The organism is Wolbachia endosymbiont of Aedes aegypti, from assembly GCF_021496215.1.
In the GTDB taxonomy this organism is placed as follows: domain Bacteria; phylum Pseudomonadota; class Alphaproteobacteria; order Rickettsiales; family Anaplasmataceae; genus Wolbachia; species Wolbachia pipientis.
The window spans coordinates 669,502-687,116 of the sequence record NZ_CP090902.1 but is presented as its reverse complement, the minus strand read 5'-3'; the positions used below and the strand labels follow the sequence as shown (position 1 = coordinate 687,116).

Annotated in this window: 16 protein-coding genes and 2 pseudogenes; 7 read left to right on the top strand and 11 right to left on the bottom strand. The window is 36.7% G+C overall.

Going from position 1 to position 17,615, the window contains the following annotated elements; genetic code table 11:
- Positions 1 to 125 precede the first annotated feature (125 nt).
- The 3 genes and pseudogenes from tnpC to L0Z58_RS03510 form a co-directional block, all read right to left on the bottom strand.
- A pseudogene (tnpC, locus tag L0Z58_RS03520) lies at positions 126 to 1,472 on the bottom strand (IS66 family transposase).
- A 112-nt stretch (positions 1,473 to 1,584) separates the two neighbouring features.
- Positions 1,585 to 2,667: a bifunctional diaminohydroxyphosphoribosylaminopyrimidine deaminase/5-amino-6-(5-phosphoribosylamino)uracil reductase RibD gene (ribD, locus tag L0Z58_RS03515; protein ID WP_010962779.1), complete on the bottom strand. Its 1,083-nt coding sequence runs from the start codon at positions 2,665 to 2,667 to the stop codon at positions 1,585 to 1,587.
- A complete protein-coding gene (locus L0Z58_RS03510; RefSeq protein ID WP_010962778.1) occupies positions 2,667 to 3,866 on the bottom strand; it encodes a deoxyguanosinetriphosphate triphosphohydrolase in 1,200 nt (399 codons plus the stop codon). Before L0Z58_RS03510 ends, ribD begins: the two co-directional genes overlap by 1 nt.
- A gap of 47 nt (positions 3,867 to 3,913) precedes the next feature.
- On the opposite strand from L0Z58_RS03510, the gene L0Z58_RS03505 reads away from it, so the two are divergent.
- Both L0Z58_RS03505 and L0Z58_RS03500 read left to right on the top strand, forming a co-directional pair.
- On the top strand, positions 3,914 to 4,375 hold the full coding sequence (locus L0Z58_RS03505; RefSeq protein ID WP_010962777.1) for a HesB/IscA family protein: 462 nt from the start codon (positions 3,914 to 3,916) through the stop codon (positions 4,373 to 4,375).
- 39 nt (positions 4,376 to 4,414) lie between these two features.
- Positions 4,415 to 5,089: an ABC transporter ATP-binding protein gene (locus L0Z58_RS03500; RefSeq protein WP_010962776.1), complete on the top strand. Its 675-nt coding sequence runs from the start codon at positions 4,415 to 4,417 to the stop codon at positions 5,087 to 5,089.
- Positions 5,090 to 5,327: 238 nt separating this feature from the next.
- On the opposite strand, the gene L0Z58_RS03490 is transcribed toward L0Z58_RS03500, so the two are convergent.
- Positions 5,328 to 6,026: an alpha/beta hydrolase gene (locus L0Z58_RS03490; protein ID WP_010962775.1), complete on the bottom strand. Its 699-nt coding sequence runs from the start codon at positions 6,024 to 6,026 to the stop codon at positions 5,328 to 5,330.
- 155 nt (positions 6,027 to 6,181) lie between these two features.
- Between L0Z58_RS03490 and L0Z58_RS03485 the strand changes: the two genes are divergently transcribed.
- Together L0Z58_RS03485 and L0Z58_RS03480 are read left to right on the top strand one after the other, a co-directional pair.
- Positions 6,182 to 7,318, top strand: coding sequence for a cysteine desulfurase family protein (locus L0Z58_RS03485; RefSeq protein ID WP_010081988.1), 1,137 nt, complete (start codon positions 6,182 to 6,184; stop codon positions 7,316 to 7,318).
- A 528-nt stretch (positions 7,319 to 7,846) separates the two neighbouring features.
- The gene (locus L0Z58_RS03480) at positions 7,847 to 8,584 is read left to right on the top strand and encodes a WD_0702 family putative metalloprotease (RefSeq protein WP_010081987.1); all 738 of its coding nucleotides are present in this window, start codon (positions 7,847 to 7,849) and stop codon (positions 8,582 to 8,584) included.
- 39 nt (positions 8,585 to 8,623) lie between these two features.
- Here L0Z58_RS03480 and L0Z58_RS07050 read toward each other — a convergent pair.
- Positions 8,624 to 8,725, bottom strand: a pseudogene (locus L0Z58_RS07050) (WPE palindromic element domain-containing protein); the annotation flags it as partial.
- Between L0Z58_RS07050 and L0Z58_RS03475 the strand changes: the two are divergent.
- Positions 8,703 to 8,867: a hypothetical protein gene (locus L0Z58_RS03475; protein WP_022626335.1), complete on the top strand. Its 165-nt coding sequence runs from the start codon at positions 8,703 to 8,705 to the stop codon at positions 8,865 to 8,867. The pseudogene L0Z58_RS07050 and the gene L0Z58_RS03475 overlap by 23 nt on opposite strands.
- 156 nt (positions 8,868 to 9,023) lie before the next feature.
- The gene (gene tsaD, locus L0Z58_RS03470; RefSeq protein ID WP_010962772.1) at positions 9,024 to 10,031 is read left to right on the top strand and encodes a tRNA (adenosine(37)-N6)-threonylcarbamoyltransferase complex transferase subunit TsaD; all 1,008 of its coding nucleotides are present in this window, start codon (positions 9,024 to 9,026) and stop codon (positions 10,029 to 10,031) included.
- Between the two features lie 352 nt (positions 10,032 to 10,383).
- On the opposite strand, the gene L0Z58_RS03465 is transcribed toward tsaD, so the two are convergent.
- The 4 genes from L0Z58_RS03465 to L0Z58_RS03450 all read right to left on the bottom strand — a co-directional run bounded on the left by L0Z58_RS03465 (position 10,384) and on the right by L0Z58_RS03450 (position 13,735).
- Positions 10,384 to 10,899, bottom strand: coding sequence for an IS110 family transposase (locus L0Z58_RS03465; protein ID WP_022626334.1), 516 nt, complete (start codon positions 10,897 to 10,899; stop codon positions 10,384 to 10,386).
- Between the two features lie 101 nt (positions 10,900 to 11,000).
- On the bottom strand, positions 11,001 to 11,141 hold the full coding sequence (locus tag L0Z58_RS03460; RefSeq protein ID WP_158247739.1) for a hypothetical protein: 141 nt from the start codon (positions 11,139 to 11,141) through the stop codon (positions 11,001 to 11,003).
- A 509-nt stretch (positions 11,142 to 11,650) separates the two neighbouring features.
- Positions 11,651 to 12,079, bottom strand: coding sequence for a hypothetical protein (locus L0Z58_RS03455; protein ID WP_010962771.1), 429 nt, complete (start codon positions 12,077 to 12,079; stop codon positions 11,651 to 11,653).
- 60 nt (positions 12,080 to 12,139) lie between these two features.
- On the bottom strand, positions 12,140 to 13,735 hold the full coding sequence (locus L0Z58_RS03450; protein ID WP_022626333.1) for a hypothetical protein: 1,596 nt from the start codon (positions 13,733 to 13,735) through the stop codon (positions 12,140 to 12,142).
- Between the two features lie 127 nt (positions 13,736 to 13,862).
- Here L0Z58_RS03450 and L0Z58_RS03445 point away from each other — a divergent pair, with 127 nt between their 5' ends.
- Positions 13,863 to 15,218, top strand: coding sequence for a phosphomannomutase/phosphoglucomutase (locus L0Z58_RS03445; protein WP_022626332.1), 1,356 nt, complete (start codon positions 13,863 to 13,865; stop codon positions 15,216 to 15,218).
- Positions 15,219 to 15,324: 106 nt separating this feature from the next.
- Here L0Z58_RS03445 and L0Z58_RS03440 read toward each other — a convergent pair whose 3' ends face one another.
- Positions 15,325 to 16,053 (bottom strand): Rpn family recombination-promoting nuclease/putative transposase, encoded by a 729-nt coding sequence (locus L0Z58_RS03440; RefSeq protein ID WP_010962768.1) that lies wholly within the window; start codon positions 16,051 to 16,053, stop codon positions 15,325 to 15,327.
- Positions 16,050 to 17,597 carry a group II intron reverse transcriptase/maturase gene (ltrA, locus tag L0Z58_RS03435; RefSeq protein ID WP_010962767.1) on the bottom strand — a complete coding sequence of 516 codons (1,548 nt, stop codon included), beginning with the start codon at positions 17,595 to 17,597 and terminating at the stop codon, positions 16,050 to 16,052. The genes L0Z58_RS03440 and ltrA overlap by 4 nt, the downstream gene beginning before the upstream one ends.
- Between the last annotated feature and the right edge of the window lie 18 nt (positions 17,598 to 17,615).

Here is a 17,615-nt window from a genome sequence, read left to right as displayed (position 1 = left end):
GCTTAGGTTTACCTACAATTTGAAAAACAACAAATTCGTCATTCCGCTACTCGTTAGCGGAATCTATGCTGAGATACCGCGGCGGTATGACGTAGAAAAACCTTTCTTGGGTTGTATCCGTTCAGCTAAGCGGTGTGAGAGATGATAGATAAGAGGTTTTGGAAAGGATTGAGACCCCTTTGTTTCCATGTCAAGTATAATGAAATTATCCGTTCAAGTTCCCCACTTCGATTGGGTAAAATATGAATTTTTGCGATAAACGACATAATGCCGTATCTGCTGTTCAGCATGGTTGTTTGTCAGCGGAATGTTTTCTGGGTCATCTAAAAATTTCCACATCATTCTTTCAGATTTCAAAATATTCTTTGCAACTCGAGAAGCTCCAATTGCTTCAGGTAAACGGCTTCAAGTAATACCTTGTACGTTTTCGCAACTTTCTGGCACGTCTGGTAAATCTAAAAACATCTATCTCATTTTTTAGCAAGGCCTTTTTTAGTGCAAATAATTCAGTGGCTACGTTTCTTAAGTAACAGCCCAGAACTTTAACTTCAACTATGTGCTAATCTTTCAAAATCTCTTGATAAATGTGCCCAACAGATTTGCCTATTCTTATCGGCAAAGTAGTTGTATGCTGCGTACCTGTCGTAAGCTATTGCGATTGCAGAACTTACTATTTTGTAAAACCTTCATTCCTCTTGACTCTGTCAATTTTATAAAACTTGCTGTATTACTGGCAAACATCCAGCACCAACCAAGTTTACCTTTGTTATAATGGCTCGTTTCATCGATATGCAGAACTTCACTTTTACTTACTTCTTGCTCGATTTGCTCATATGCTTCTTGGCATTTTTCTGCAACTCTAGCCTCGCTATTTGACACGCTACCAACACTGATGTCCAGGTTGAAAATATTTTTTATAATATTTGCTACTTCTCTTTTCGAGTTCTTGTAAAATCCGCTCAGCGCCGCAATTGTTGACTTAACTTTTGGACCAAATGTATCCGCAGTAACACCTTCTGGTAGCCTGCTACTTTTTCTTTTTCCACACTTGCAACAGCGGCCATTGGTATTCCACAACATAAGCTGGCAAATCAACTTTTTGATGAATGTATGGCTCTTTCGATATCGCAATTTCTCCTCCGCACTCGCAAGAACTCTATTTTCACCACTTCATCTGCTTCCATTTTAGGGCGATACTTTCCTTCATGCCCAATCTGTGCCCCTATTTTCCTGTCACTTTTTTTCTTTTTCTTCTTTAGCTTGTATAACTCTTTTGAGCTCGGTATCGATGAATTTTGTGAATTCAGACCTAGTCTTTCTTTCAATTCAGCATTTTCGATTCTTAGCGCCTTATTCTCAGATCTAAAATTTTCGTTTTCTATCTCTAACCTCTTTATCTCTGCTTTTAGTTGCTCTATCTCTATTTTAAAGCTTTCACAGAGCTTGAGAAGACTAGCTAGTAGATCAGACATATTTACCACACATACTACTTGTGATATTATGTTTTTAGCACTCCTTGTCTACTTTTTATTTTACCGCTCCGCTGAACGGATACCTTTTTTTTACTGTTTGAGTATGTAAGGATTATGACGACCTATCCCAAACCTCAACTATATCCTCACTAAACTCTATTATCTTTGTTTTTTTAAACTGATAACAGTTGTTAATGAATTGAATCCCTAAATCTCCTACAAAAGGAGTGGCATCATTGCCTAAAATTTTACCACTGCGGCATATTATCAACCTGTCGATTAAATTACACTTTAATAGTTCTGTGATTAACACTCCTCCACCTTCAACTAATAATCTTGTTATACCAATTTCTGAAACAAGTTTTAATGCCATGTCCTTTAGGCAAACCTTACCTGCGTTGCTTGAATTAACTACTAAGTAGTTAATGTTTTTTATTTTTTTCTCTACTTCTTTATTTGTGATGACCCAAGTTATTACTTTGTCTGCAGTCTTTGCAATGTTATGCTCTTCCTTTAATCTCCCTTGACTATCTATAATTAGCCTTATTGGCGATCTACTTCCGAGTCCTGGTAATCTGCAAGTTAAGAGTGGATCATCATTAATAAGAGTATTGCTGCCAATCATAATTGCATCATATTTCGTTCTGAGCTCATGCACCCAGTTTCTCGTATTTTCACTTGTTATCCATTTGCTATCGCCTGTAAATGTTGCGATTTTTCCGTCAAGAGTTGTTGCGACTTTGCAAGCTATAAATGGTCTATGTAATTCTTTAGTGGTGAAAAAACCGACATTCAGTTCTTTTGCCTCTTTTTGCATAATACCTTGCTCAACTTCAATTCCTGCTTCTTTCAGAGCTTTCATGCCTCTGCCTGAAACTCTACTATCTGGGTCAATAGTTGCAATTACTACTCTTTTTATGCTAGCTTTTATGATTTTTGCAGTGCAAGGCCCCGTGACTCCATGATGACAACATGGCTCAAGAGTGATATATATAGTTGCGCCATGAGTTGAATCTTTAGCGTTTTGCAAAGCGACTACCTCCGCATGCGGACGCCCACCAATCCCTGTGTATCCCTCACTAACAATTGTACCATCCTTTACAATAATACACCCGACAGCAGGATTTGGTGCAACATTTCCAAGATTTTTTTCTGCAAGCCTTAATGCAATTGACATGAAATGATCATCAGTCATTAGAAAGAAGTCATTTCGTATGAGGTATCAAAAATTCTTCTGTGCTCGTGTATAGCAAATCTATCTGTCATACCTGAGATATAGTCACATATTATTACTGAACGCTGAGATTCACAAGCGAGTTTGCTCCACTCTGTGGGAAGTAATCCTGGGTTTTCATAAAAACATTGAAAGAGTTCCTGTATTATGCGTTTTGCTTTGTTCATCGTTCTACTCAGTTTATAGCTTCTGTATATTTTCTCCATGTTGAATCTTTTCATTTCTTTTGTAGCATTCGCAACTTCTGGTGAAAATGTGACTAGCATTTTATTTAGACTTCTTACGTCTTCTACGCTTTTTATTTTGTGATCTTCAATATTTCTTTCAGTCTGAGAAACAACATCACTTATCATAGTTCCTATAGTTCCACTCAGTGATTCATGTATGAGTTTGCTCTGAGGCAATTCTGAATATCTGCTCCTTATGTCTTTAAACATTTTTTCAATTAAAGGAACATTCAGCAAATCTTCGATGATTACTAAATTCGCCCTGAGTGCATCATCAAGATCGTGAACACTGTAAGCAATATCATCGGCAATTGAAGCAACTTGCGCTTCAATGCTTGAAAATTCTTCAAGTTTTAGATCATATTTTTTGTTGTATTCTAATAACAGCTGATTATTTGTAGAAGACTCCGCGTTTTGACCAAGCAAGGGACCGTTATGTTTTGCAACTCCTTCAATCACCTCCCAACTTAGATTCATACCATCAAAATCAGCATGTTTTTGTTCGAGGTAAGTTAAAATCCTTATAGCTTGAACATTATGATCAAACTCATACTTCTCGTTATCAAGATTCAAATCTTGAACTGATTTCTTTAGAGCATCTTCACCTGCATGACCAAATGGAGGATGACCAAGATCATGTGCGAGCGCTATGCATTCAGTGATATCCTCATTTAAGCCAAGTCTACGCGCAATGGACCTTGCAATTTGTGCAACTTCAAGGCTATGAGTAAGCCGAGTGCGATAGTAGTCGTGCTCATAATTGATAAAAACTTGTGTTTTGTACTCCAATTTTCTAAACGCATTAGAGTGAATGATACGGTCCCTATCACGCTGAAAGCAGCTGCGATTCTCATCTTCTGGCTCTTTGAAGTATCTCCCTTTTGTTTTGCTTGGAAAACATGCATAATTTAATAGAAAGTTATTGTTTGACATGTAAAATTTCTACTATAATAAGTTATCAATAATAAACGGTGGTTACTATGTCAACAAATTACAACATCAACTTAACTGATAATGCACTAAAAAAAATCCACTCTCTTGCAGAGCAGGAAGGGGATAAGAGTTCCATTTTACGGGTTGCAGTTTCAGGTGGTGGATGTTCTGGCTTCAAATACAATTTTCTTATGGATCAAATGAATAAAAATCTACCTTTGGATGATGAAGACGATGATTACGATGATGAGTTTGATGACGAAGACGAAGATGATGACTATGAAGAAAGTGAGGACTATAGAAGCCACTCCAGTTTTAGCGAAAAAGGTAAAGATATAGTAATTAATGATGAAAATGGAAACCCTGTATTAATGGTTGATAATTGTTCAGCAAAATTTTTAAATAACTCAGTTATAGATTATACTGAGGATCTCAGTGGTTCTGGTTTTCAAATAAAGAATGCCTTTGCTAAGTCTCAATGTGGTTGTGGTAACAGTTTTTCGGTTTAATTATTACTAAAACTTAGATGCCTTCTGGATCTTTTAAACATGGGTGGTAATGTAGCACTAGAACTAACTTCCGTAGATAAAAGCTTCAAGAACAATTCTGCTGTTGTAAAGGATATCAACTTAAGTGTCACAAGAGGGCAAGTAGTAGCGCTGATTGGCGATTCAGGTGCAGGGAAAACAACTATATTGCAAATCGCAGGCTTGTTGGACAAGCCAACTTCAGGTATAGTTACGATAGATGGAATAAATTGCACACAAGCCAGTAATAAGCATAAAACTCATGTAAGAAGAAATTTTCTTAGTTTTGTTTATCAATTTCACTATTTGTTACAAGAGTTATCGGTGTTGGAAAATATTATGCTTCCTCAACTCATTGCAGGAAAAAGCAAAGCTGAAGCAAAAAAAAATTCGCAAGCAATGTTGGAAAAATTTGGTCTGGAAAACAAAGCAAGTAGCATGGTATCTGAAGTTTCGGGTGGGGAAAGGCAGAGAGTTGCAATTGCAAGAAGCATTGTAAATTCTCCAAAGCTTTTACTTGCAGATGAGCCAACAGGAAACTTAGATCCAACAAATTCTTTTAACGTGTTTTTACTGCTACATTCATACGTAAAGGAAAATAACAGCTCTATGCTTATAGTAACACACAATCATCTCCTTGCAGAAAAGGCAGACTGCATTTTCCAATTGAGAGATCGATCATTAGTGAAGTTGTGAATAGGAAAAATAGCACAATTTCTATGCCTTATACTTATCTAACCAATGATCATTAACAGAGTACAACTCGCATGAAATACTTTCATTGCTTTTTATACACGGACTTTTTAACTTACGCTGTTTACTTAGGGAACACCCCGATAACATAAACACAGCTAAAACAAAAAATAATAGCTTTTTAAACATAACAAAACCTTTTCATTTATATTACTACACTCATTTCTCTTGTTTGTAAAGATTAGGCATATTCTTTTACCCTTACCTCTTTTTTGACCTTTTGAAAAGAAATAGTTGCACTATTCAAGCGCAGTTTTATATAATTGTCCACGATTTGAGTCACTTCCTCTTCTTTATCCTTTAGAAAGTGATTAGTATCATCTATTATATAGTATTTCATGTGATCACTTCTTACTGAATTTATCAACCTTTTTGCTAATTCTGTTACATCGCTTTCTTCTGAGATTGTATCATTACTGCTTTGTATTATAAGCCCAGAAACTGGACAGGGAGAAAGAAAAGAAAAATCGTACTTAGTTACCGGAAGAGAAAGAGCAATAAAACCCACTATCTCAGGGCGGCGCATTGTTAGCTGCATAGCCACCCATGCTCCAAAAGAAAAACCAGCGATCCAAATTGGAACATTGCTAGGATTATGTTCCTGAAGCCAATCAATGGCTACCGCAGCGTCAGTTAATTCTCCTATACCCTTATCAAAAGTTACGGTAGATTTTCCCACACCACGAAAGTTAATTTTCAATGCAGAAAAATTGTTATCGATAAAAGACGTATATGTACTATGTACAATTTTACTATCCATATTACCACCATATTGAGGATGATGATGTAAAACCAGCACAACCGGCGCGTTGGCATCTTTGCTTTGGTGGTATTCACCTTCTATCTTTCTTGTTGCATTATTCAAAAAAACTTCAACCATGGTAACCCCTAATAAGAACCCGCTTGACAGGTATTAATGACGTGAGTTATTAATTATGTATTAATTTCGCTGTTTTTGCAATAAATTTTTTATCGTGTTAAAGCTAACGTACATAGTTATGGCTATAGTTGATGGTAAACTTATTTAAGTGACAGATGAGTCCATTCTCTTTAGAAAATAGTGGTTGCGTATATGCTGATTACAATGCAACTGCTCCAATTAGTGAAAATGTAAAAAAAAGTATATTTGAGGTCTTGTTAAAACAAACGCTCAATCCATCATCACTACATAAAAGAGGACAAGAAGCGAGGAAGATTCTTCAGGATGCAAGAGATAACGTACGTGGTGCTATTGGCGTCTCAAGTGATAAAGAAATAGTTTTTACGTCTGGTGCAACTGAAGCGAATAACCTTGTTATGAGAGGAATAGCAGGCTACCTGCATATAATTTCAGCTATAGAGCATCCTTCAATTCTTAATTCTGCATGTAATCCATATATAATACCTGTTAATCAGGAGGGCATTGTTGACTTTTTAGAGCTAGAAAAAATTCTAAGCGAACTTAAAGGAAACAAAGCAATAGTTTCAGTTATGATGGCAAATAACGAAACCGGAGTTATTCAACCTATTGAGGAAATAGCTGAAATAGCCCACAAATTTGGAGCAATTTGCCACACTGACACTGCTCAAAGTGTTGGGAAAATTAAAGTTAATATGGAAGATTTAGGAGTGGATTTACTCACTTTATCCGCCCATAAATTTGGCGGTGTAGCAGGCAGTGGAGTTTTAATATTCAATAAAGAACTTGCGATAGAACCTATTATAATAGGTGGTGGACAAGAGAAGGGATTTCGTGGTGGTACGGAAAATATTGTTGCGATTGCAGGCCTTTCTGCTGCACTGCAAAATATTCCAGACCTTCTATCAAAAATGGATGAAGTAAAGGAGCTACGTGATCAATTAGAGTGTGAATTATTAAATCTTGCCAGTGACATAAGAATCTTCGGTAAAAACTCTAAGAGGCTGCCAAACACAAGTTTTATTTATATGCCAGGAGTAAAGAGTGATGTGCAGCTTATGCATTTTGACTTGAATCATATTGCAGTTAGTAATGGCTCCGCATGTTCTTCTGGAAAAGTTGAGCCTTCCCATGTTTTGCTTGCAATGGGGGCAACAAAAGAGCAAGCAGAGTGTTCAATTAGAATCAGTATAGGTCCAGAAACTAAACCACAAGACATAAAAAAAATAGTGGATTGTTGGTATAATATCTACAAGCAGAACACCTTGGTATAGATAATACGTGGTATCATGCAGGCACTGGCCGAGCATTAGATGTAAAAAATTACTTTACAACCCCGCGGTATCTCTAGATCCCGCTAACAAGCAGCGGGATGACGGTTGTTAGGCTAGCTGTCATCCAAGTAGCTGACACTGGTTCCTTTATGACGGCAGTGCCCCTATGGTGTCATTCCAGTGTCCTGACTACTTGGATCTAGCAAGCTTTGCTTGCAAATAAGTCTAATACGTGTCGCGTTTTATGCCAAAACACAATTGGAGTTACATGCAAAATAGATCCCAGACTGGGATGACAAAAAAAGAGCACTGGAATGACACCATTTGCTGTGCAATTTACCTTCAAAAATGAATGTTCGTACAGCTATGGATTCATTCGCGGTATCTCACCATAGATCCCGCTGACAAGCAGCGGTATGACGGTTATCAGTAAACATGAATTACTTTAGCTATGCAATCAGGCTTCCTAAAAACACTTTGTAGCCAATCAATTCTTGAGTATAAAAAGAATTCCTTTAATAATAAGGTATGCTAATCAGGAATTTAATAAAACAAGCAACTCAAGTAGGAAGCAGTGAAAATGCAATACGGTATGTCGAATATCTCTATCAATTTGAGAAGTTTAGAAACACATTAAACCTCACTTTATCACTAATAAAGCAAAACAGGCTCTCATTTGAAATATACCAAGAGGGATTAGTGGATATGGAAGAGGGAGTGTGTAAGACAATCAGGTCTTCCAGTGTAAATAGATATGTTATTGTACTGAGGAAGTCAAACCCATACATTATAGTGCATGAACTTTCACACATGGTTGAAAATGAACTGAACTTAAGTTTGGAACAGGAATTTCTCCATAAAGTTTACCAGGATATTGAGCAGAACCTAAAGCAAGCAAATATTCTTGTGCAGAAAATTATCGGCCAAGTTATATTTAAGGAGATACAGGCTTATCAAACTGCAAAATCACGTGCATCTGAATTATTTGCACGCTATTTTGAGCTATTTGCTTGGGCGCAGGAGGTTTACCCTAAAGATAAAGAATACTTAATCCGCACTCAAGACTTAAACAAAGTGTTCCTTGCTACTGGCCAATGGAAAAAGAGCTACCTTGATTCACAAATGATGGAGAGAATAGATAAGGAAATCAAGGAATACAGCAATAAAACTGCCACTAAAGACGTAACCAAAGTGCAAAGCAGTTGGACTAATAAATTTTCTCCTGGGGGCAAAAAAATTAGCTCTATATTTGGAGATGATGATTAGCTTATAGTGCAGGTTTTCCTACGTCATGCCGCCGCGAACCGTCATACCGCGATTCATTCTTTTGGTGTACGAACATTGCAATTTGCAGGTAATTTGAGTAGTAGATGGTGTCATTCCAGTGCTTGACACTGGAATCCAGGAATTTGGATTGGGCACTAAGTTGGTGAGCATAAAAGTGGCTGATCTTATGTTAAAACACAACGTTCTTGATGAGATTACGGCAAGGCTGGATTCCAGTGTCAAGCACTGGAATGACACCATTTGCTGTGCAGTTTACCTTTAAGAATGAATGTTCGTACAGTTGTGCGCGGTATCTCATCAGCTAACACGTAGCGGAATGACGGTTGTCGGTAAATCTTTTAGCTATAGAAGTTAACTTTGCAGTTAACTTCTACAGCGTTTCAAAGTATAGTTTTGGTAATACAGTAACTAAATATACATGAAAACCATTTTAGCTGTTGAAACAAGCTGCGACGAAACTGCAGTAGCGATTGTAAATAGTGACAAGCAAGTCCTTGCTCACGAAATTCTCTCCCAAGCAGAACACAAAAAACGTGGTGGGGTGATCCCTGAAATAGCTTCACGTGCTCATATGGAGCATTTAAGTGGTCTAATAAAAAGCGCCGTGGAAAAATCTAACCTTAACTTTTGTGACCTCAATGCAATTGCAGCAACATCAGGACCAGGACTCATAGGTGGATTAATAGTTGGTACAATGATGGCTAAAGCAATTGCGCATGTAGCACAAAAACCATTCATTGCAGTGAATCACTTAGAAGCGCATGCATTGGTTATTAGGTTACTGCATGAGGTAAAATTTCCATTTTTAGTCCTACTAATATCAGGTGGTCACTGTCAATTTTTAATTGCACAGGATGTAGGTAAATACATTAAACTTGGAGAAACGCTCGATGATTCACTAGGAGAAGCATTTGATAAAGTTGCTAAGATGCTGGGTTTAAGCTACCCAGGAGGCCCATTAATTGAAAAGTTGGCTAAAAAAGGCAATGGCACAAGATTCAAACTGCCGAGGGCAATGATAAAACGTTCTGGATGTAACTTTTCGTTTTCTGGGATTAAAACAGCAGTAAAAAACTTAGTACAAGAACTTAAAATGAGCGAGCAAGATGTGTGTGATGTATGTGCTTCGTTTCAAGAGTGTATTAGTGACATACTGCTGGACAGGGTTAGTAATGCAATTATTATGGCCGAATCTTTAAATATCAAAATCAATGACTTTGTGATTACCGGCGGAGTTGCAGCAAATAATTTCTTGAGAGAAAAATTAAAACAACACATAAACTTAAACATATTTTTTCCCCCTAACGACCTATGTACAGACAATGCAATTATGGTTGGATGGACAGGAATTGAAAGGTTACAGAAAAATTATATAGATCCACTTAATTTTGCACCAAGACCTAAGTGGGAGTTAGAGAGTTATTAAAAGCTCTCAATTCTGAATTATAGCTAAAGTGACTTAGGTTCTCTAATTGCACATAAGTCAACAATAATTTTCACACAAATCAAAACAGCATATCTTCTCCATAATCCTTGGTAATTTTACATAAGTGAAAAGTAGCATATGGTTCTCTCCGCGGTCTGAGATGACAATAAACTTGTCAAGCCGCATTATACTTGTTAGGCGGAAGTGGACGGTAACATGTTTACCACGAAGTCTAACTAAGTTCTTGCTTGTCCCTTCCATCGGCATTGCTATCTTTATTTTCAATAAAATTATTGTCCTATGCTCTTTTGATGTTTATTGATAATAAAATTCTGTTTTATCAACCAACATCCTATGCATAATTACAGCTAATTTTCTTGCTACTGCTACAATTGCTTTTTTCATTCCTTTTTTCTTCGCAACTCCAGTTTTTTAATTTAAATGTCCTCTTGGTAACTGTAAGCATTGTTTGTGCAGCTTCATATAACATACTTCTACATTCCGCTGGTCCCATCTTTGATATGCTGCCATGCCGATCAACTTCTCCAGAAGAATATTGCCTTGGTGTCAACCCTATATATGCTCCAACTGTATCAGATTTCTCAAACCTATGTGGGTTATCAATTGCAGCTTTATACGTCATTGCTACTATAATCCCCACTCCTGGAACAGTAGTTAACAATTTACAATCATCGTCTTTTTCACCTTGTTCTGAAAGCATTTTGTCAAGCTTTCTTAATGACTTTTCTATTGCTTCCAAACTACAAACTAACGCTTCAATTGAACTCCTACTGATTTCATCCAAATTATTTATTGCCTCTTGTATTCTTAAAGCGAAAGTTTCAAATTTTGATCCTTTACCGACCATGTATCTTCAACAACCCTCTTATTGTTCCAATAACCTGCTTTTTGCTACACATTAGCTGTCTTCTGCTTCCAAGCGCTATTTTAATTTGACAACTGATTTTACTAACGCTTCTCATCATCTGCGCTATACCCCTCGCATCGTTTTTTGATTCTTGCAGACAACGCTGCTGCCATATGCCTTGCATCTACACAAATTACTGGTAATCCAAAACTCCTTAACTCTTTGCACATTGATATTGACAACTATCCACTTTCTATTCCTATGGGTTCGTATTTTTTGCCTTGGCTAATCTGCTATTGCCTTACTTTCGCTTGCAACAACTTCTTCCTTAACAACTTTTCCTTTCTCATCAACGATACTTATAAAAGTTTCTTTTAATGAGATCGCTATAATATTTCATGACCTACTGTAAAAGTTTAAATTATTTTTGAAGAACCAATTCATTGAATTTGTTACTTCGTGCTAAAATAATGGAGTATGTCTCTCCATCATTCAATAGCAATTACAGTATGTTTAGCTATAATTTGAAAAACAAAAATTCGTCATTCTGCTACTAGTTAGCGGGATCTAGAGGTACCGCGGCGGCATGACGTAGGATTGCTGTCATCCCGCTGCTTGTTAGTGGCTAAGAGATACTGTGAATAAATCACGGTATGACGGTTAAGTATCCCGCTACGTGTTAGCGGCTGAGATAACGCGAATAAATCGCGGGATGACGTGTTGCTTGGGTCAGCTATAGAAGCAAAACTCATCATTTTGAAAGAGGAGGAGATTTTTCCGGACCCTCAGCAGGGATTGATTTTGGATCTGATAATTCTGTATTTACCTTGATTGGCTCTAATGGAGTTTTCTGCTCTTCCGGTTTATCATCTGGAATTGGAACAGGCCAATCCATAATGTTTTGCGGTATAACTTTTGCTTCTTTAGCTTCTTTTTGACCTGTTGAAGATGATGCATCAACTCCTGCATTTTTGGTAACTTCTTGTTTTAGTTGTTTATTTTCTTCTTGCAGTTGCTTTAAATTTTTCTTTAACTCGTCAATCTCTCTTATTTTTTGTTTTAATTGTTCAGATATAGTTAGTTTGTCTCTAGTCAATTTTTTGTTTTCTTGTCTTAACCCACTAGCTGTTCTGCTTGAGTTGTTGTTTACAGCTTGTATACCTTGGTCTTGCTGCTGCATGCTTGTTCCTCTACTTTCATATTCAACTTCAGTTTGAGTTGCCTGACCTTTTTCCTGCTGTCATATGTTCTGCAGTTGCTCTAGACTCTCTTTGACAGATGCCAGCTCTTCCTGTGTACACGTTAACATCCCTTCCTTTTCCTTAAGTTGATATTGAAGTTTTTCTATTTCCCTCTTCGTATTTTCTTCGCTTAGCTCATCTGCAAGTGATCTTCCAGGTTCAAGTTGTCGAATTTCCCTCTCTAAATCTTCCTTTTCTCTCTGTAATTCATTTAATTCTTTAGACAATTGGCTCGCCGTTTCAGCCAATGTATTGTTTTCCTTTTTTGTTTCCATTAACTGTTCTGCCAACTGCTTTTTATGATCATCCTTTAAACCTTCCACTATTTTCTTCAGGTCATTCTCCAAATTTGCATTCTTTTCCTTTAGTACAGTTAAATTAGCTTCACTTTGCTTCAATTTTCTCTGTAATTCTTTATTTGCCTCATTTGTTTCACCTTTCTTATCTTTCAACTGATCATTTAAGTTCTTTATTACATCATTTTTATCCTGTAGTTCTTCCTCTTGTTCCTTTATTCTTTGACCTCTTTCAAATATCGCTCGCTGTTGTTCATTGACTTTATCTCTCAAGGAGTCACGTTCTAATCTTAGATCCTCAAGCTGCTTTGCCTGCACTGCAAAATATTTAGCAAATGTTTCTTTTTCTTCCTCTAATTCCTCAACTTCATCTTTTAATCCTTCTTGCTCATACTCTTCTTCATCACCAGACATATCATCCTCAAATATTTCATCTTCATCACTAAATTCACTGCTGGTGGATATAGAACTTCTACGTGAAGAAGGTGTGCTAGGAGAGGAATACCCACTGCTGCTTGGTGTAGGTGACTGTGGTGATATATGTAGATCTTTTGTAAATATTTCCTCTGCTGGTACTTGCTGATCGTCTACACTCTTGGATATGCCAGTAAAAGCTTGATACAGAGTTTTTCCGTTGATAAAAACTTCTTTATTTTGTCCAACTAACTTTAATACTTCTTCTGAACTCGTTATTCCTCCAAATTTTGGCTCACCAATAACACTCTGTATACCACCAGAATCCAATTTTACGGTCATGCTACAGTCTATGCTGTTACCTTCAGAATCCTTAGCCTGCCAATTAATGGTCATTTCACATGAGCTTGAACCAGTAAAATCATAGTGCCTTTCGCTGCCTTTTTTGGTTGCAGTTATTTGACTATCTTTCCCTAAAGATATGTTATAAACCTTACCTTCACTGCTGGTCCTTAAAATATTGCTAATTTCTATTGGTTTTTCTTCATTTTCAAATCTAATTTTGAAGTCATTATCCTTTGTTGGATACACTAAGAAATTTTGACCAGGCAGAGACGACTTAAGTTCTTTATGCATTGCGTCTATTGATTGCTCAAATTTTTGGAACTCCTTTTCCCACTTTAAATTTATCTGTCCTGTAATGTCCTCATCTTTGCGTAAAGGACCAATAAAGTACCAGATTAAATTTTCTTCCTCCAGTCTTTTGATAAAATCCTGAAGATCGTTGCAAGATTCAATGACATTTAAAGTATCATTTTTCTTTTGTTCATCTACATCTAAACTTTGACTTTCAGCTATAAATACATTTTCGTTTTCCTGTGGCATAATTTTACATTTTAAAAAATATACTATAATATTAACAGATTTCTTTAAAAAATCAACTAATTGTTGGATAAATAAACTTGAGCATTTGGCCAAAATGTTATATAGTAGTCACTTCAAGAAGTACAGTATGGACAATACCATTATAAGAAAATACGATATTAGAGGTATAGTAGGCAAAGATTTGCAGATTAATGATGGGTACGAGATAGGTAGAAAGTTTGGCCAAACCGTAGCTAGTGTTTGTGTCGGCTACGACAGCAGAATAGATTCACCAGGTATAGAAAGAGAATTAATTAGGGGCTTAACTTTATCCGGTGCAAATGTTATACGCGTTGGGCTATGCTCTTCACCTATGCTTTACGCTGCAACACAAATCACACAGGCGGATCTTGGTATCATAATAACTGCCTCTCATAACCCCAGCGAATATAATGGCTTTAAATTTTTTAGTAATAAAAAAGTCTTCTCAGATCAAGAAATGAAGGAAATTATAAGCAGTCCAATTAAAAACAGCACAAGAATTGGAAGCTTAATTAACATAAATATATATAGTGAGTACATTAGCATATTGAAAAGTGCAGTGAAGAACGATACTACACAGAAATTAAAAATAGCCTGGGATTGTGGAAATAGTCCAGCAAGTGGAATTATAAGGTATATTGAAAAGATCTTGCCTGGTCATACGCACATCGTAACCAATAACTCTATAGATGGGGCATTTCCACTGCATGATCCAGATCCCATAGAGGAAAAAAATCTTGCTCAATTAATTGACATTGTGAAGGAATATGGATGTGATCTTGGCATTGCGCTAGATGGCGATAGCGATAGGGTGCGCTTAATTGATAATAAAGGCAACGTTGTTTCCAATGACCATTTATTTATAATTTTTGCACGTGAAGTGTTGGAGGAATATCCAGAAAGCAAAGTTATTGCTAACGTAAAAATGAGTATGAAAGTGCATGATTTTGTTAGCAAGTTAGGAGGGCAAGTTATCACCTGTGCTACTGGACATTCACTAGTTAAGAAGAAGATGGTAGAGGAAGAGGCAAAGTTTGCTGGTGAATTAAGCGGGCACTTCTTCTTTTCTGAGCTAAGTTTTGATGATGGGCTATATTCTGCTGTTAAAGCAGTTGACATTTTGCTTAAGAAAAACCAAAGCCTATCTCAGGTGATTGAGGATTTACCGAAGTTATATATCACTCATGAAGTGAAGATTGTAGTGAAAGATGAGAAAAAGTTTCAAATAATTGAGTCAATAAAGAAAACACTAGAGCAGCAAAATATTGTATTTTCAGATCTTGATGGTGTTAAGGTAACCGATAATAAAGGTTGGTGGCTTCTTAGGGTATCAAATACGCAAAACTGCATTACAGCAAGATGCGAAGGAGAGACTTTAGAGGGTTTTGAACTTACTAAAAAGGTTTTGTTCCATTACATTGATGAAGCAAGGTCTTTAAATTGTAGCTACTCACAGAAATAAATTTGATTTATAAAATTGACATGAAAGTATAAAGATAAATAGGCTAAATGTACTTATCACCTGGTCAGGCTGCAGCATTATTTCGTGTAACCGTTTGCGGGTCCACTTAATTCTGCAATTCTTTGATCTCACTCATGGAGAGGCCAGTAAACTTAACAATAGTGGTGACATCAACATTATTAGCTAGCATTGTTTTTGCAACTTCAATTTTTCCTTCCTTTTTAGCATCATCAAGTTTTTGTTCAAGAACAGCCCGTTCATCACGAATACGTTTTATTTCCTGTTCGTAGGCAATAAATTCTTTCTCTGACCAGTTGAATCTATTTAGTTCTTCATATGCCTTTTTAATTATTACATCACTACCTATTATCTTTTCCAATTCTTCTTCGCGAGTTTCATCTGCATATTTAAAATAATAGATCCATTTTTCAACTATACTCTCCAATTGGTCTTCTTTAGTTTTAGGAAATTTTGGTAACTCAATAAATGTAAAATAAAAATCTTTTAAATCATGTTCATAGCTATCTTTGTCTAACATTACATGATCTGACTTATACTCAGATTTATTAGGAAAGAGAATACAATCAGCAATAGCTATAAAAATGATTTCTTTAAGACCCTGATATTGATCACCTTTATCAGCTTGCCTTGAATAAGCTTTAGCAGCGTAATATTGAGCGCGTTTTTCAAAGCCTTTAGTTTTGGCAACTTGGTTAGGTAAGGAAGTAGTATTGCTACTACCCCCTCCCTTAGAAACGCAGCATGCAGGTTTCCCCACACTACGCTTGAGCCCCTTATCTAAGTCCTTCTTTTCTCGAACCGGCTTGTCCTTCATGATTCCTCAGAAAACATCATTCTTAATGGTGACACCAACAGTAGAGAACCTTCTCTTGAGAAAGAGCTTGCTAACATTTTTGTTTGTTTCACTCTTTCATCAAAATACTTTTTCCATTTTAAGTCAAGTGGATTTGCATCCGCCCTGATTTTAACATGTCGTCTGATAGGTATATCAATCAACCTCAGCAGTCTTAAATACCTTATCTCTTTCGGTTTGTTCTTGCATATGGGTGCAGCAAAGACCCATTGGCGTTGTTTCATTACCTTGAAGTAACGATTCTTTATCCAACGTAATCCTTTACGAGGATGTCTTTTCTTTGCCCATTTCCATAGAGCACACATAATTTCATGGTCTATTTTGTTAAAAGCTCTTTTCGCACACACATGGCTGTAGTAATTTCCCCATCCCCTTAATAGGGAATTGAGCAACTTGATTAGTACGGCCTGAGTGTTCGCTATGTTTGCCTTTATCAATGTACGTGCTTTATTAAGAAGTTTCTTAATACTTTCTTTTGAAGGTTTTATAATTAACTTCTTATTATACCTGCGTACATTACAACCAAGAAAGTCAAACCCTGTTGTAATAGATGTAATTTTTGTTTTCTCTTCGGAAAGGATAAGACCTCTCTCCTGAAGAAAGGACGATACTAGAGGTTTTACTTCATTTTCCAGTACTTCACGTGTGATTCCTGAAATGATAAAGTCATCTGCGTACCTGATTACATTTACTCCACTTCTGATTTTGCTTCTTCTTTTACTGCCAAGTTTACCAAATTGACTTTCCAATGATTTTTCAAGTCCATTTAGGGCTAGATTTGCTAGTATTGGAGAGATGATACTACCTTGTGGGGTACCTGCAGTTGTGGAATACAGAGTTTTTGATTCTAGGAAGCCAGCTTTTAACCAGCTATGAAGAATTTTCTTCTCCATAGGAATATGCTTCATGAGCCATTCATGGTTAATGTTATCAAAACACCATTTAATATCACCTTTGAGTATCCATTGTAGTTGGTTACGGCTTGCCAGTAACAAGTGACAAGCCACAGTAGCGTCTGCGCAGGATCTTTTTGGTCTAAAACCATAAGAGTGACGATCACTGATCGTTTCAGCTATCGGTTCCAAAGCAAACAAGTATAATGCTTGCATGGCTCTATCTTTTATCGTAGGGATTCCAAGAGGTCTTCTTTTGCCATTAGACTTACTGATGTATATCCGTTTTAGCGGAGAAGGTTTGTATCCTCTTTGTTTTAATAGCTTTATTCCTTGAAATTTTGTGTTGCAAGTTGACCATATTTGACGATCTACACCTGCTGTGTTTTTTCCTTGGTTTTCAGTTACTCTCTTAACCGCCAAAGCTTTGCCGCTAAAAGAGCGTGTGAGAAGGTGTTGTAAAGTTTTCACCTTACCCCATCTGCCTTGTTGGACAGCCTTAACAATACGCCTCTGTAGCCTCATAACAACTTTTTGGCATTTCTTCCAGGGTAACTGGTTCCATGCTTCGGAGTTATTGGTAGGTGCACTTACAGTTGTACTTGTAATCATCTGCTTTCCTACCTTAAG

What these genes read in the sequence shown, in the direction of transcription:
- L0Z58_RS03450 (WP_022626333.1), bottom strand. Translation starts at nt 13,735, where the DNA reads ATGCCACAGGAAAACGAAAATGTATTTATAGCTGAAAGTCAAAGTTTA.
- L0Z58_RS03480 (WP_010081987.1), top strand. Translation starts at nt 7,847, where the DNA reads ATGCTAATCAGGAATTTAATAAAACAAGCAACTCAAGTAGGAAGCAGT.
- L0Z58_RS03440 (WP_010962768.1), bottom strand. Translation starts at nt 16,053, where the DNA reads ATGAAGGACAAGCCGGTTCGAGAAAAGAAGGACTTAGATAAGGGGCTC.
- L0Z58_RS03490 (WP_010962775.1), bottom strand. Translation starts at nt 6,026, where the DNA reads ATGGTTGAAGTTTTTTTGAATAATGCAACAAGAAAGATAGAAGGTGAA.
- L0Z58_RS03510 (WP_010962778.1), bottom strand. Translation starts at nt 3,866, where the DNA reads ATGTCAAACAATAACTTTCTATTAAATTATGCATGTTTTCCAAGCAAA.
- ribD (WP_010962779.1), bottom strand. Translation starts at nt 2,667, where the DNA reads ATGACTGATGATCATTTCATGTCAATTGCATTAAGGCTTGCAGAAAAA.
- L0Z58_RS03485 (WP_010081988.1), top strand. Translation starts at nt 6,182, where the DNA reads ATGAGTCCATTCTCTTTAGAAAATAGTGGTTGCGTATATGCTGATTAC.
- ltrA (WP_010962767.1), bottom strand. Translation starts at nt 17,597, where the DNA reads ATGATTACAAGTACAACTGTAAGTGCACCTACCAATAACTCCGAAGCA.
- L0Z58_RS03445 (WP_022626332.1), top strand. Translation starts at nt 13,863, where the DNA reads ATGGACAATACCATTATAAGAAAATACGATATTAGAGGTATAGTAGGC.
- tsaD (WP_010962772.1), top strand. Translation starts at nt 9,024, where the DNA reads ATGAAAACCATTTTAGCTGTTGAAACAAGCTGCGACGAAACTGCAGTA.
- L0Z58_RS03505 (WP_010962777.1), top strand. Translation starts at nt 3,914, where the DNA reads ATGTCAACAAATTACAACATCAACTTAACTGATAATGCACTAAAAAAA.
- L0Z58_RS03500 (WP_010962776.1), top strand. Translation starts at nt 4,415, where the DNA reads ATGGGTGGTAATGTAGCACTAGAACTAACTTCCGTAGATAAAAGCTTC.
- L0Z58_RS03465 (WP_022626334.1), bottom strand. Translation starts at nt 10,899, where the DNA reads ATGGTCGGTAAAGGATCAAAATTTGAAACTTTCGCTTTAAGAATACAA.
- L0Z58_RS03455 (WP_010962771.1), bottom strand. Translation starts at nt 12,079, where the DNA reads ATGCAGCAGCAAGACCAAGGTATACAAGCTGTAAACAACAACTCAAGC.